Source organism: Ectobacillus soli, assembly GCF_042610425.1.
In the GTDB taxonomy this organism is placed as follows: Bacteria; Bacillota; Bacilli; order Bacillales; family Bacillaceae_G; genus Ectobacillus.
The window spans coordinates 190564-204299 of sequence record NZ_JBGJZM010000001.1 but is presented as its reverse complement, the minus strand read 5'-3'; the positions used below and the strand labels follow the sequence as shown (position 1 = coordinate 204299).

Sequence of the window (13736 nt, the reverse complement as noted above, 5' to 3'; positions counted from 1 at the left end):
ATTTGTTTTATCTAACTTTCTCCATACCGTAACCTATGATAAAAAATAAGGAATGTGCAAAAATGAGTCTTTTATACATCATATTTTTCCTTATGCAACTTTATTAGTCTATACTAAAAATATTCACCTGCACGTAAAAAAACAGGAAGATGCACGAGGAATTCGTGGCCATCTGCCTGTTTTTATTTACTACCCCTTCTATACAAACCCTATCAATTGAAACAACTCTTTTGATGACATACACTATTGCGCTACTACTTCTTTACCACGCTCATTGAAGAATATCTTCATAAGCGGCGCTGTAAGAATCGTTGTTATAAGTACAACGATAACGATAATGGAAAACATACTTTGTTCGATCAAACCTTTTTCTAGCCCAATAGCAGCAATAATTAGCGCTACTTCTCCTCTGGACACCATCGCAGCTCCAATTCCAAATGAATTTCTCCATGTGAAATGAGAAACTTTTGCACCGATTGCACATCCAATCAACTTTGATACAATAGCAACTATACTGATAACTAAAATAAGAACCCAGTTTTCAAGAATACCTGAAAATTGTGCAGAAAGACCGATACTCGTGAAAAAAATAGGAACAAACAAGGAGTATCCAAGCGCTTCCGTTTTTTCGAATATTACTTTTTTATAATTTGTCATACTGATTGCTACGCCAGCGATATACGATCCGATGATTGCTGCAATTCCCATGTAATCCGCAAAATAAGCAAAGGAGAAGCACACAATTAGTCCAGCTGTTACTATCGTTTCAGATACTTTTAAATAAGAAAAGTATTTTAGAAACATAGGAACGAATTTCCATGCTGCTACAAAAATCACAAGAAAGAATACAGCCTTCTTCCATAAAATTGTGCCAATATGCACATCTCCTCCAGCCAAACTCATCACAAAGGCTAATGCTACAATAACCAGTACATCATCAATGACTGCTGCCCCTAAAATCGTATTTCCTGCTTTCGTTTGAAGCTTGCCTAGCTCTTTTAAGGATTGAACGGAGATACTTACGCTAGTTGCTGCTAACAAAAGACCTAGAAATAAGGATTGCAGTGTTGTCATTCCAAATGTTATACCAGCAACGTATCCTAATATCATTGGTGCAATCACACCAAATACTCCAACAATTGTCGACGCTTTAGCTGTTTTCTTAAATTCGTCTAAGTCTGTTTCGATCCCGGCTATGAACATCAGAAGAATGACCCCAATCTGTGATAGCTGTTGCAAAATATCACTGTTTGAAATAAGTCCCAACACTGATGGACCTAATAGTATGCCAACGAGAAGTTTTCCAAGTACCGACGGCTGTCCAAGTCTTACACTTAAGTGTCCTGCAATTTTAGAAAATAATAATATGATCGCTAGTTGTATAAGTAGCATGCTTTTCCCCCTTCTTTTTGTTAAAACCCCGTAGTCTACTTTTTTTCTTCTAAAAAAGACAAAGAGGAGCCTAAATGACAGGCTCCTCCGACTTACAAAACTATTTATTTCTTTCATTATAAATGATTTCCAAATTAAAGTATATCATTTCTAAATCCATACTACATAAGAACCGCTTCTTTACGACAAATTCATTATATTTCCTGAAATCCATTTCATTTATTTTTTGTATATTGTATATTTTCTTTAACAATATATAGAGGAGGAATAGGCAATGAGGGTGAAAGGTAATTATGTTCCAAAACGAGAAGTACTTTATTTAAAAGAGGATGCTACGTTGAAAGAAGCTTTAGAACATTTAAATAAAACCGGCTATCGTTGTGTTCCAGTCCTAAATACAACTGAAACTAAGTATCTTGGAAATTTGTATAAAGTTGATATTTTAGAACATGCACATTCACTAGATACATCGATTATGGAACTATTAGATGACAAGAATGTCTTTGTATACGAAAATTCCTCTTTTTTTAATGTATTCTTTACGATTAAACGTTTACCATACATTGCCGTTCTAGATGAAAATCAATCCTTTTTAGGAATTTTGACACATTCGAAGATTTTTGAACTGCTAGAAGATGCGTGGGGCATTCATTCTGGATCGTATACAATTACTGTTGGGATACAGGATTATAATGGTGCAATTGGAAAATTAGCAAAAGTGCTTAAAAAGTATTCCGGCATTCAAAGCCTGCTTACGTTAGATAATAAAGCTCTCTATGTTCGCCGGCTAATTTTTACGCTAGGAAAGGATTTTACTTTCTCTCAGTTACCTTCCTTGCGAGAAGAATTAGAAGAAAATGGGTTTCGGATTATTGATGTACAGAAATTATAATGCTCTATGAACCATTTTACTTAACATATAGAGGTAGTCCTTTTTCTTCCTGATGATTTTTCTTCTCATTTCATTGTATAACCGATATAATTTAGAAGAGCATGAAACTCTTTGAATGTAGAAAGGAATAGTTCGAAACGAAATGAAGAAATTTTTACTACCACTACTCATAATCTTTACTATCGTAATATCGTCTATTGTAATCTTTCGTAATTATGTATTAGCTGACAAAGCGAAAGGAAATGCTTCGTCTACACAAAATAGTCAAGGAAGTGCTAGTACAACAAACAGTAAACCTACTTTTCCTGGCTATGATGAAACCTTGCAAAAAGAAGGAGATTCAAACATTGTTACGAATCCCTCTTCCCTATTGGTGCTTGTTGATAAACAACGCAAGCTTCCATCCAATTATGTTCCTGAAGATCTTGTAAAGCCAGACGTTCTTTTCAATGCAGGTGACAAAACTGCTCATCCAACCTTACGTAAAGAAGCGGCTAATTCTTTAGAAAATTTGTTTAAGCAAGCAAAGAAAGACGATATTACATTGTATTTAGTCTCGGGCTATCGGTCATATCAATCACAAGAACAACTGTTTAATTCTTACGTAAAGAAACAAGGAAAGCAAAGTGCCGAGCAGTATAGCGCTCTTCCAGGAACAAGTGAACATCAAACAGGGCTGGCTGCTGATGTTACATCTAAATCCTTATTAATGGAATTAAACGAAACGTTTGGTGATACTCCAGAAGGTAAATGGTTAAAAGATCATGCTCATGAATTCGGTTTTATTATTAGTTATCCGGAAGATAAAACCACTATTACCGGATATGCCTATGAACCATGGCACATTCGATACGTGGGAAATCCACAGGCAACCTATATCTATAATCACCAACTTACATTAGAAGAAGCTGTAAAAAATAAATGATGTAGAAAAGACCGTCAAACTGATAATGTTAGACGGTCTTTTCTATTGAATTTTATTCATTTGTTTCACCAGTTCTCAAGAAAAAAAAGGAACAAATTCTTATATCTGTTCACTTTTCTAACGTGCGTATTCTTTTTGTAGAAGGTCTGCTTTCCATTCTTCTGACCATGGAAAACCCCTCCCAGTGATTTTATTTACTTGAACCATTGTACTACGACCAACTGCAGTAATATCACCTGGCTCATTCTTAATCATGAAATGAAGTTCTATAGAGGATGTTCCTACTTTATGTATCTTTATGTACACCTTTAGATCCTCATCATAAAAAACTTGATGCACGTAGTCACATTGCATGCTGGCTACAACAATAATCTTTTCGGCATCCTTTTTCATCCACTCTTCAGTAAACCCGAACTGTTTGAAAAGCTCTAGACATGCATCTTCAAAATATGTGAACGTTTTTTTATTGTTCAAATGTCCAAACATATCCGTATCAGAAAATCGTACTTTACGCGGAATGAAAAAAGAAAATTCTTTTTCCCATGCTGTCAAATCATCAATGTACGAAATATTCTTCACTTGTTAACTCTCCTTATAAAAATCACCTCTTCCCTTAATAAGGGAAGAGGCAACACTACATATTAGTAGTTATTATCGCTACCGAAAAAGTCTTTGAATGATTGAATAGATGTTTCACGATTAAGTGCTGCAATAGAAGTCGTAAGAGGAATTCCCTTAGGACAAGATTGAACACAGTTTTGTGAATTACCGCAGTTTGCAAGTCCGCCGTCACCCATAAGTGCATGTAAGCGATCTGCCTTATGCATTGCACCCGTTGGATGTGAATTAAATAAGCGTACTTGTGAGAGCGGAGCTGGTCCGATGAAGCTAGCGTTGCTATTTACGTTCGGACATGCTTCTAAACAAACACCACAAGTCATACATTTAGAAAGTTCATAAGCCCATTGACGTTTTTTCTCAGGCATTCTTGGTCCAGGTCCTAAATCATATGTTCCGTCAATTGGAATCCAAGCCTTTACTCTCTTAAGTGCATTAAACATTCTGCTACGATCGATTTGTAGGTCGCGAATAACAGGGAATGTTTTCATTGGTGCTAAATGAACAGGTTGTTCTAATTTATCGATTAGTGCTGTACAAGATTGACGTGGCTTTCCATTAATAACCATGGAGCAAGCACCACATACTTCTTCTAAGCAGTTCATATCCCAAGCTACAGGTACTACTGTATTCCCCTTTACATCAACTGGGTTACGACGAATTTCCATTAACGCTGAAATAACATTCATATTTGGGCGATAAGGAACTTCAAATTCTTGTTCGTATGGTGCAGAGTCTGGGGAATCTTGTCTCGTAATAATAAAACGAACTGTTTTATCAGACATGTTGCTTATCTCCCTTCGAATCTATTTCATCTGGCTTTTTAGCCTTTTCGTGTAGTGTTGTGTAATCACGTTTACGCGGTGCAATAAGAGATGTATCTACATCTTTATAGCTTAATTTTGGTGCACGATTTGTAGCATCGAAATTAGCCATTGTATGTTTTAAGAAGTTATCATCATCGCGTTCTGGGAATTCTGGCTTGTAATGCGCCCCGCGGCTTTCATTACGGTTATATGCTCCAAGTGTAATAACACGAGCTAAATCAAGCATATTTTCTAACTGACGAGTAAAGGAAGCACCTTGGTTACTCCATTTTGTTGTATCAGTAATATTAATTTTCTTATAACGTTCCATAAGTTCTTGAATTTTATTGTCAGTTTCTAATAAAGTTTTGTTGTAACGAACAACCGTTACGTTATTAGTCATCCATTCTCCAAGTTCTTTATGAAGTACATAAGCATTTTCATTACCATCAAGAGATAGAATATTATTATAGCGTTCTGTTTCAGCTAAAACATGTTGTTCAAATACTTTAGAAGAAACGGAATCAGTGGAGTGTTCAAGACCTTGAATATATTTAACTGCATTTGGTCCTGCAATCATACCACCGTAAATAGCAGATAACAATGAATTTGCACCTAAGCGGTTTCCGCCGTGCATAGAGAAATCACATTCTCCGGCTGCAAACACACCAGGAATACTTGTATGTTGTTCATAGTCAACCCATAGTCCGCCCATTGAATAGTGAACCGCAGGGAAAATTTTCATTGGTACTTTACGAGGATCATCACCAGTAAATTTTTCGTAAATTTCGATGATACCACCAAGCTTAATATCAAGTTCTTTTGGATCTTTATGAGAAAGGTCAAGATAAACCATGTTTTCCCCGTTAATTCCAAGCTTCAAATCAATACAAGCATGGAAAATTTCACGCGTTGCAATATCACGAGGAACAAGGTTACCATATGCAGGGTACTTTTCTTCCAAGAAGTACCAAGGTTTACCATCTTTATATGTCCAAATACGACCGCCTTCACCACGTGCTGATTCACTCATTAGACGAAGCTTATCATCCCCAGGAATAGCAGTTGGGTGAATTTGAATAAATTCGCCGTTCGCATAAGTTGCACCTTGCTTGTACACAGCTGCAGCTGCAGTACCTGTGTTAATCATAGAGTTAGTAGATTTTCCGAAAATAATTCCCGGTCCACCACTTGCCATAATAACAGCATCAGCAGGGAAGCTTTTAATTTCCATAGAAGTTAAGTTTTGTGCAACGATTCCTTTACCTACACCAGCATCATCAAGAATAAGACGAAGGAATTCCCATCCTTCATACTTTGTAACAAGTCCTGCTACTTCTTGGCGACGTACTTGTTCGTCAAGCGCATATAGTAATTGTTGTCCAGTCGTTGCTCCAGCAAATGCTGTTCTATGAAATTGTGTTCCACCAAAACGACGGAAGTCAAGTAATCCTTCTGGAGTACGGTTAAACATTACACCCATACGATCCATTAAGTGAATAATTCCAGGAGCAGCATCAGCCATACCCTTTACAGGCGGTTGATCCGCTAAGAAGTCCCCACCATATACAGTATCATCGAAATGATCCCAAGGCGAATCCCCTTCACCCTTCGTATTAACGGCACCGTTAATACCACCTTGTGCACAAACTGAGTGAGAACGTTTTACTGGAACTAAAGAAATTAAGTCAACTTTCATTCCAGCTTCTGTAGCCTTAATTGTTGCCATTAGGCCTGCTAAGCCACCGCCAACTATTACTAGTTTTCCTTCCATCTTTTCCACTCCTTACATATTTGCTAGCTGTGGATCTACAAACGCAAACAATGAACTTACTCCAACAACAGAAAGAGCAATAAATATAGCCATTGTTATATACGTAGAAATACGTTGTGAGCGAGGTGAAACTGTAATTCCCCAACTAACACAGAATGACCATAAGCCGTTAGAAAGGTGAAAAATTGCAGATACTACACCCACTACATAAAACGCAAACATAGCTGGGTTTTCTAAAATGTGTTTCATCATATCAAAGTTAACTGTTTGACCTAATGCTGCTTGAATTCTCGTTTCCCAAATGTGCCAAGCAAGGAAGATTAGTGTAAATACTCCTGAAACACGTTGAAGTATGTACATCCAGTTACGGAAAAATCCAAACCGATTGACATTGCTAGTACCAGTAAAGGCAATATATAACCCGTATACTGCATGATATAACAATGGTAAAAAGATAACAAAGATTTCTAGGAAAGTTCGGAATGGCAAGTTTTCCATAAATAATGCAGCTTGGTTAAATGCTGAAGCCCCTCCAGTTGCAAAGTGGTTTACTACCATATGTTGTGTCAAGAAGAGCCCTACTGGAATTACTCCCAGCAAAGAATGCCATTTACGATATCCATATTCACGGCCTTTCATTTCCCCATTACCCCCTCGAAGTTTAGCTAAGATCATAAATTAAGACATAATAATAGTGTTTTTCTCCTTTTATTGTAAAGAAAAACGGTGTAAGTATTCAAAATATTTGAGCATAATTTATGACAAGTTCATTTTACTCCTATTCTTTAGATAGCGTCAAGAAAACGGATTCATAATTTTCACAAAAAGTTTAAAAAACATATATATTTCGTATTAAATATGTATAATATTAGCAAGTTTTTTATGAAAGTGCGAATAAATAGAAGTGTCTCTTTTTAGGAAATGTTATATAATATTCTCTGAAAAGAAAGAGGGGAAATACAGTGAGTAAACTTGTGACTCAAGATGAATTAAATAATATACCAATCCATCCTCTTGCAGTTCAATTACTTCGAGATGATTTAATACCGGATTTACTTGGCAAAGAAGCCGATCGCATTTTATACTGGGCTGGAAAAAGCTTAGTTCAACGTTACCCACTAGAAACAATAGAAGATATTATTACTTTTTTTGATAAGGCTTGTTGGGGTACGCTAACAGTATCTGAGCAAAAGAAAAATGAAATGCATTTTCAATTAATGAGCCCTTTTATTTCAGACCGTTATCAGAAGAAACAAAGTACTACTTATCAACTAGAGGCAGGATTTCTTGCAGGACAGATTCAAAAGCAACGTGGTGTTACAGCGGAAACATATGAGGATCAGAAAAAGCGAACAGAAAAAGTTCAATTTATTGTTCAGTGGGATCCAAAAGATATATTGGATGCAGAAATATAGAATTTCTGATTGCTACCCTGTAGCAGTCAGAAATGTTAAACCTCGAGATTCCCTCGGTAGAGGAGACCTTCTACCAAGGGAATTATACATCTATGCTCCATCTCCATTATTATGAAAATGCTCATAAATTACAGAAGCAATGTTCTTTGGCATACCTGCCACACAAATATCATCCATTGTTGCCTCTTTTAATTTTTTCAAGGAGCCGAAAAACTTAAGCAAAGATTTCTTTCGTTTCTCTCCAATTCCTGGAATTTGATCTAATTCTGATGAAATAGCTGATTTTCCGTGGAGCTGACGATGAAACGTAATGGCAAATCGATGCACTTCATCTTGTATGCGCTGAAGTAAATAAAATTCCTGACTGTTTCTTCCTAATTCAATAGGAACCGGAGGATTTCCAATTACAAGCTGGGCAGTGCGATGTTTATCATCCTTTACTAAACCAGCAATGGGAATATGCAAATCTAATTCATTCACTAGTACATCCTCAGCAGCTGCTAGTTGTCCTTTCCCTCCATCAATGACAATTAGGTCAGGTAACGGTAACTGTTCTTTTAATGCACGCGAATATCTTCTACGAACTACTTCCCTCATGGATTCATAATCATCTGGACCCTGTACGGTTTTTATTTTATATTTCCGATACTCTTTTTTCGCTGGCTTTCCATCTATAAATACAACCATAGCAGAAACTGGATTGCTTCCTTGAATGTTAGAATTATCGAAGGCTTCTATCCGCAGCGGCGTAGGGATGCTTGCCCGTAATCCTAGATTTTCAACAGCTTTAATGGTACGTTCCTCATCGCGCTCAATTAACTGAAACTTTTCCTCTAGTGCGATGCGCGCATTTTTAGCAGCTAATTCAACTAATTCTTTCTTTTTTCCTTTTTTCGGTTGCATAGCTTCTACTTCTAGAAACTTTGTTACAATGTCATGGTCAATACTACTCGGTAAGACTATTTCTTTTGGTTTGACGTTTTGGTCTTGTGCGTAAAATTGACCGATAAATGTTAAAAACTCTTCCTCTGGTTCATCATAAATGGGAAACATAGAAACATCACGTTCAATAAGTTTTCCACGGCGTACGAAAAATACTTGTACGCACATCCATCCTTTATCTACAGCATAGCCAAATACGTCGCGGTCAACCAAATCTGCCATGAGCATTTTCTGCTTCTCCATCAATGAATCAATGTATGCAATTTGATCACGCAATTCTTTTGCTCGTTCAAATTCAAGCTTTTCGGAAGCTTCAAACATTTTCTTCTCCAAATCTTGACGTATTTCACTTTGACCGCCACTTAGAAAGCGAATGATTTCATCCACAATCTGTTTATTCTCCTCTTCTGTAACGTCCTTCACGCAAGGAGCTAGGCACTGTCCCATATGATAATACAAGCATACCTTATCCGGAATATGAGCGCATTTACGAAGCGGATACATCCGGTCAAGCAACTTCTTTGTTTCATATGCCGCCGACGAATTCGGATAGGGACCGAAATATTTCCCCTTATCCTTTTTTACATTTCTTGTTATAAGTAGACGAGGATGAGGTTCATTTGTAATTTTAATAAATGGATAGCTCTTATCATCCTTGAGCATAATATTATACTTTGGATCGTATTTTTTTATTAAATTCATTTCGAGTATAAGCGCCTCTAAATTAGAGGATGTAACAATGTATTCAAAATCGACAATTTCATTAACCAGTCGATATGTTTTTCCATCATGAGTGCCTGTAAAATACGATCGTACTCGATTTTTTAGCACCTTTGCTTTCCCTACATAAATGATCGTTCCTTGCTTGTCTTTCATTAAGTAGCAGCCAGGCTGATCAGGTAAAATTGCAAGTTTTTCTCGTAAATGCTCTTTCATCCACAGCAACTCCCTCTAGCAAACCTATTGGTTTTGTAAAATGGGATTTTAACTTATACAAATACCATCTATATAAAACGTATGTTCCTTCATTGTATAGCAAGTTGTAGAAAAATGAAATGAAAACGCGAAAATCATATGGGGTTATAGATGGGAGGAAGATAAAGGACCTCAGAAAAAATCCGGCGTGTGTACGCCGGATTTTTATCTTATATATGTTTAGAAACAAGAGATAGTAAAGATTCTTTTGGTTGGTAACCAAGTGTTTTCTCTACAACTTCGCCATCTTTCATTACGAATAGAGACGGAATGCTCATAACTTGAAATTTCACTGCTGTTTCTTGGTTTTCATCAACATCTACTTTGACGATCTTTACTTTATCGCCTAGTTCTTCTGCTATTTCTTCTAAAACAGGTGCAATCATTTTACAAGGTCCGCACCAAGGAGCCCAGAAATCTACCATTACAAGACCTTCTGCAGTTTCAGCTGCAAACGTTTGGTCAGTTGCTTTTACAATTGCCATTGTAAGTCCCCCTTACTAATTATAAGTCTACTCAGAAGTATACCATTTACTATTCATCGTGGCGAATAATATGTATCAATCCATAGTATAACCAGTTGTCATCCATTGCTATGCTTTTTTCCTTAAAAATGCAGAAAAACGAGAACTAATTCCCGTTTTTCTCACAAAAATATATGGGGTGTACTGCTTCGCGTTATGAATGAACCTTTAGCTTTCTAAACTCTTCTGTTAAAAGTGGAACAACCTCAAATAAATCTCCAACGATTCCATAATCAGCTACTTTAAAAATATTTGCTTCTGGGTCTTTATTAATAGCTACAATGATTCTGCTATTCGACATACCTGCTAAATGCTGTATCGCTCCAGAAATACCGCATGCAATATATAAATCTGGTGTTACAATTTTTCCAGTTTGACCAATTTGCAAGGAATAGTCACAATACTCTGCATCACATGCTCCGCGAGAAGCTCCCACTGCTGCTCCAAGAACATCTGCTAGCTCTTGTAACGGTTCAAAGCCTTCTGTACTTTTGACTCCGCGTCCACCTGAAACGATAATCTTAGCTTCAGAAAGATCCACACCTTCCGTTGCTTTTCGAACAATGTCTTTAATCACTGTACGAATATTTTCAATAACAACCGCAACAGATTTTACTTCTCCAGTCCGCGTAGCGTCTTTTACAAGGGGAGAAATATTATTCGGACGAACGGTTGCAAGTAATAGGCCATCCGTTATAATTTTCTTCTCAAATGCCTTTCCCGAATAAATAGGACGCGTAAACACAACGTTTCCTCCTGCAATTTCTACACCGGTTACATCAGAAACAAGACCAGCTGCTAGTCTAGCAGCTATTTTAGGAGACAAATCCTTACCTATAGCCGTATGGCCCAATACAATACCATCTGGCTTTTCCTCTTGTACAACCGCTAATATAGCTTGTGCATAGCCATCGGACGAATACGTTTTCAATTCACTGTCTTCCACAGTGATAACACGTGTTGCTCCGTATGCAATTAATTCCTCTGCAAAGGAAGCAACATTTTCACCGATAAGCAATCCAATGATTTCTCCACCCTCTGCTATTATGCTTGCTGCTGAAAGTGCTTCAAACGAAACATTTCGCAAAGCCCCTTCGCGTATCTCTGCTACTGCTAGTATTGTACGAGCCATCAATACCCCTCCTATTTTTTCTTTCATTTTCTAATATAGTGACGCGATGAAATTAAACAATCTTCGCTTCTGTGTGAAGTAATGCTACAAGTTCTTTCGCTTGATCCGAAAGATCTCCTTGCAATATTTTTCCTGCATCCTTTTTAGGAGGTAGGTAGATTTCAATGGTTTTTGTCTTAGCTTGGACATCATCTTCATCCAAATCCAAATCATCTAATTCAATTTCTGTTAACGGCTTTTTCTTCGCCTTCATAATTCCTGGTAGAGACGGATAGCGTGGTTCATTTAAACCTTGTTGTGCGGTTGCTAAAAGGGGAAGTGATACCTCCACAATTTCTGTATCTCCTTCTACATCTCGCTCAATCGTTGCTGTTTGATCATTAATCGTCAATTTCGTTATGGTGGTTATGTATGGAATAGCAAGCGCCTCCGCAACGCGCGGACCAACCTGTCCATTTCCTCCATCAATTGCAACATTTCCACACAGAATTAAATCAGGTGATTTGTCTTTTAAATACTGAGCAAGCACAGTTGCTGTCGTAAATGCATCAATTTCTTCCAAGTCATCAATCACATTTAACAAGACCGCTTTGTCGCACCCCATAGCCAAAGCTGTTCGTAACTCTTTTTCAGCATCCTCACCATCCACCGTTATAACTGTAACCTCTCCACCTTTTGCATCACGAACTTGAATCGCTTCTTCAATTGCATACTCATCATATGGATTAATAATAAAAGAAGCTTCTTCTTCATAAATTGAACCATTTTTAATCACTACTTTTTCTTCTGTATCAAATGTGCGTTTCATAAGTACATAAATGTTCATTTTCTTCCCCCTCCATTTTTTATTTTCAAATTTTCCAATTTTCTATAATGAAATTTTTACTTATTTCGTATTAAAGGCAGGCTTACGTTTCTCTAGAAATGCAGAAACTCCTTCTCTTCCATCCTCAGACGTGCATACTTCACCAAATAGCTGTGCTTCCCGTATCACTCCGTCATAATATGCTGCTGTTTTTGATGTCTGTACTAACTCGAGAACGGCACTAACTGAAGACGGACTTTTCGCTGCAGCCTTCTTTGCTAACAGAAGCGCTTCCTCCACTAGTTGTTCTTCTGGATAGCATTGATTAGCTAATCCATACTGCACGGCCTGTCTACCTGTAATTGGTTCACCGGAAATCATTATTTCTAGCGCCTTTGCTTTCCCAACATAACGAGCCAATCGTTGCGTCCCTGCGAAACCTGGAATAATACCTAGATTTAGTTCTGGAAGTCCAAGTTTTGCCTGTTCACTTACGATTCGTATATGGCAAGACATCGCAAACTCAAGTCCTCCACCTAACGCAGCCCCATGAATGGCAGCAATGATTAGCTTTGGATAATTCTCCACTTTTTCAAATACAAGCTGTCCATTACGTGATAATTCCGTAGCTTCCTCCGCATTTTGTATCTTTGTAAACTCTCGAATGTCAGCTCCTGCAGAGAAAAACTTTCCTTCCCCATGGAACACAAGCACTTGAACATTTTCATCGTGTTCTAGGTTATCTAAAACTTCATTAAGTTCTTTGATAAGCTGAGACGACATAGCATTCACAGGTGGATGATTAATAGTTACGACCGCAATTCTTTCTTGCTTGGCTACTGATAAGAAATTCACTTTTGTTCCTCCCTTTTCCCCTTCGAATTTAATAACTAGTCTCTGTACGCACATGCTCCTACTAATAGTTGATGGACTGTTTTTGAAAGGGCAATAAGATCATATTTATGTTCTTTCATTACCCAATTCGTAGCCACTTCATCAATTGTTCCGAAAATCATTTGTCTTGTTACACGAATATCTAAATCGCTTCGAAACTCTTGTTGGCGAATACCAAGCTGTACAATCTCATCGATGCATTGTAAATACCCCTTTAATACATCATTGATCTTTGCACGTAATGCTTTGTTCGTTTGCCGAAGTTCGAGCTGCGTAACAATCGCTAAATGATAATTATCAGAGAGTAATTTGAAATGTGTTTCCACCAACATATATAACTTCTCTACTGCGCTTCCAATTCCTTCCGTTTCCACACGAATTTTCTCAATAAAATTTCCCATTTTTTCTTGAAAAAGAGAAATCAAGATATCTTCCTTGTTTTTAAAGTATAAATAGATTGTACCGTCTGCTACGCCTGCCTGCTTTGCAATCTTCGAAACCTGTGATTGATGATATCCATTTTCTGCAATAACAACTACTGCTGCATCAATGATTTGATTATATTTTGGTTTATGATTATTCATTATGTAAGTCCCTCCAAGAAGAAAAGTGAATGACTATTCATTCATGATTTTATAGTAC

General features: G+C 37.2%; 14 protein-coding genes. 3 read left to right on the top strand and 11 right to left on the bottom strand.

The window, feature by feature from the left end; translation table 11 throughout:
- Positions 1 to 243 precede the first annotated feature (243 nt).
- On the bottom strand, positions 244 to 1392 hold the full coding sequence (locus ACAN53_RS01030) for a cation:proton antiporter (protein WP_379965725.1): 1149 nt from the start codon (positions 1390 to 1392) through the stop codon (positions 244 to 246).
- Between the two features lie 274 nt (positions 1393 to 1666).
- Between ACAN53_RS01030 and cbpA the strand changes: the two genes are divergently transcribed.
- Both cbpA and ACAN53_RS01020 read left to right on the top strand, forming a co-directional pair.
- A complete protein-coding gene (gene cbpA, locus ACAN53_RS01025) occupies positions 1667 to 2284 on the top strand; it encodes a cyclic di-AMP binding protein CbpA (RefSeq protein WP_379965722.1) in 618 nt (205 codons plus the stop codon).
- A gap of 142 nt (positions 2285 to 2426) precedes the next feature.
- On the top strand, positions 2427 to 3209 hold the full coding sequence (locus tag ACAN53_RS01020) for a M15 family metallopeptidase (protein WP_379965719.1): 783 nt from the start codon (positions 2427 to 2429) through the stop codon (positions 3207 to 3209).
- A 117-nt stretch (positions 3210 to 3326) separates the two neighbouring features.
- On the opposite strand, the gene ACAN53_RS01015 is transcribed toward ACAN53_RS01020, so the two are convergent.
- The 4 genes from ACAN53_RS01015 to ACAN53_RS01000 form a co-directional block, all read right to left on the bottom strand.
- Complete coding sequence (locus tag ACAN53_RS01015) at positions 3327 to 3788, bottom strand: acyl-CoA thioesterase (protein WP_379965716.1); 462 nt, start codon at positions 3786 to 3788, stop codon at positions 3327 to 3329.
- Between the two features lie 62 nt (positions 3789 to 3850).
- Positions 3851 to 4612 (bottom strand): succinate dehydrogenase iron-sulfur subunit, encoded by a 762-nt coding sequence (gene sdhB / locus ACAN53_RS01010; protein ID WP_379965713.1) that lies wholly within the window; start codon positions 4610 to 4612, stop codon positions 3851 to 3853.
- Complete coding sequence (gene sdhA, locus ACAN53_RS01005) at positions 4605 to 6407, bottom strand: succinate dehydrogenase flavoprotein subunit (RefSeq protein ID WP_379965710.1); 1803 nt, start codon at positions 6405 to 6407, stop codon at positions 4605 to 4607. Before sdhA ends, sdhB begins: the two co-directional genes overlap by 8 nt.
- Positions 6408 to 6419: 12 nt before the next feature.
- A complete protein-coding gene (locus ACAN53_RS01000) occupies positions 6420 to 7046 on the bottom strand; it encodes a succinate dehydrogenase cytochrome b558 subunit (protein WP_379965707.1) in 627 nt (208 codons plus the stop codon).
- Between the two features lie 323 nt (positions 7047 to 7369).
- Between ACAN53_RS01000 and ACAN53_RS00995 the strand changes: the two genes are divergently transcribed.
- Positions 7370 to 7822 (top strand): YslB family protein, encoded by a 453-nt coding sequence (locus tag ACAN53_RS00995; RefSeq protein WP_379965704.1) that lies wholly within the window; start codon positions 7370 to 7372, stop codon positions 7820 to 7822.
- 90 nt (positions 7823 to 7912) lie between these two features.
- On the opposite strand, the gene uvrC is transcribed toward ACAN53_RS00995, so the two are convergent.
- From uvrC to ACAN53_RS00965, 6 genes are all read right to left on the bottom strand, one after another.
- Positions 7913 to 9700 carry an excinuclease ABC subunit UvrC gene (gene uvrC, locus ACAN53_RS00990; RefSeq protein ID WP_379965701.1) on the bottom strand — a complete coding sequence of 596 codons (1788 nt, stop codon included), beginning with the start codon at positions 9698 to 9700 and terminating at the stop codon, positions 7913 to 7915.
- Positions 9701 to 9909: 209 nt separating this feature from the next.
- On the bottom strand, positions 9910 to 10224 hold the full coding sequence (trxA, locus tag ACAN53_RS00985; protein ID WP_379965698.1) for a thioredoxin: 315 nt from the start codon (positions 10222 to 10224) through the stop codon (positions 9910 to 9912).
- A 193-nt stretch (positions 10225 to 10417) separates the two neighbouring features.
- Entirely contained in the window at positions 10418 to 11395 is a 978-nt protein-coding gene (locus tag ACAN53_RS00980) for an electron transfer flavoprotein subunit alpha/FixB family protein (protein ID WP_379965695.1), read from the bottom strand.
- A 52-nt stretch (positions 11396 to 11447) separates the two neighbouring features.
- On the bottom strand, positions 11448 to 12221 hold the full coding sequence (locus tag ACAN53_RS00975; protein ID WP_379965692.1) for an electron transfer flavoprotein subunit beta/FixA family protein: 774 nt from the start codon (positions 12219 to 12221) through the stop codon (positions 11448 to 11450).
- A 60-nt stretch (positions 12222 to 12281) separates the two neighbouring features.
- The gene (locus ACAN53_RS00970; protein ID WP_379965689.1) at positions 12282 to 13109 is read right to left on the bottom strand and encodes an enoyl-CoA hydratase; all 828 of its coding nucleotides are present in this window, start codon (positions 13107 to 13109) and stop codon (positions 12282 to 12284) included.
- Positions 13091 to 13678 carry a TetR/AcrR family transcriptional regulator gene (locus tag ACAN53_RS00965; protein ID WP_379965686.1) on the bottom strand — a complete coding sequence of 196 codons (588 nt, stop codon included), beginning with the start codon at positions 13676 to 13678 and terminating at the stop codon, positions 13091 to 13093. The genes ACAN53_RS00970 and ACAN53_RS00965 overlap by 19 nt, the downstream gene beginning before the upstream one ends.
- Positions 13679 to 13736: the final 58 nt, after the last annotated feature.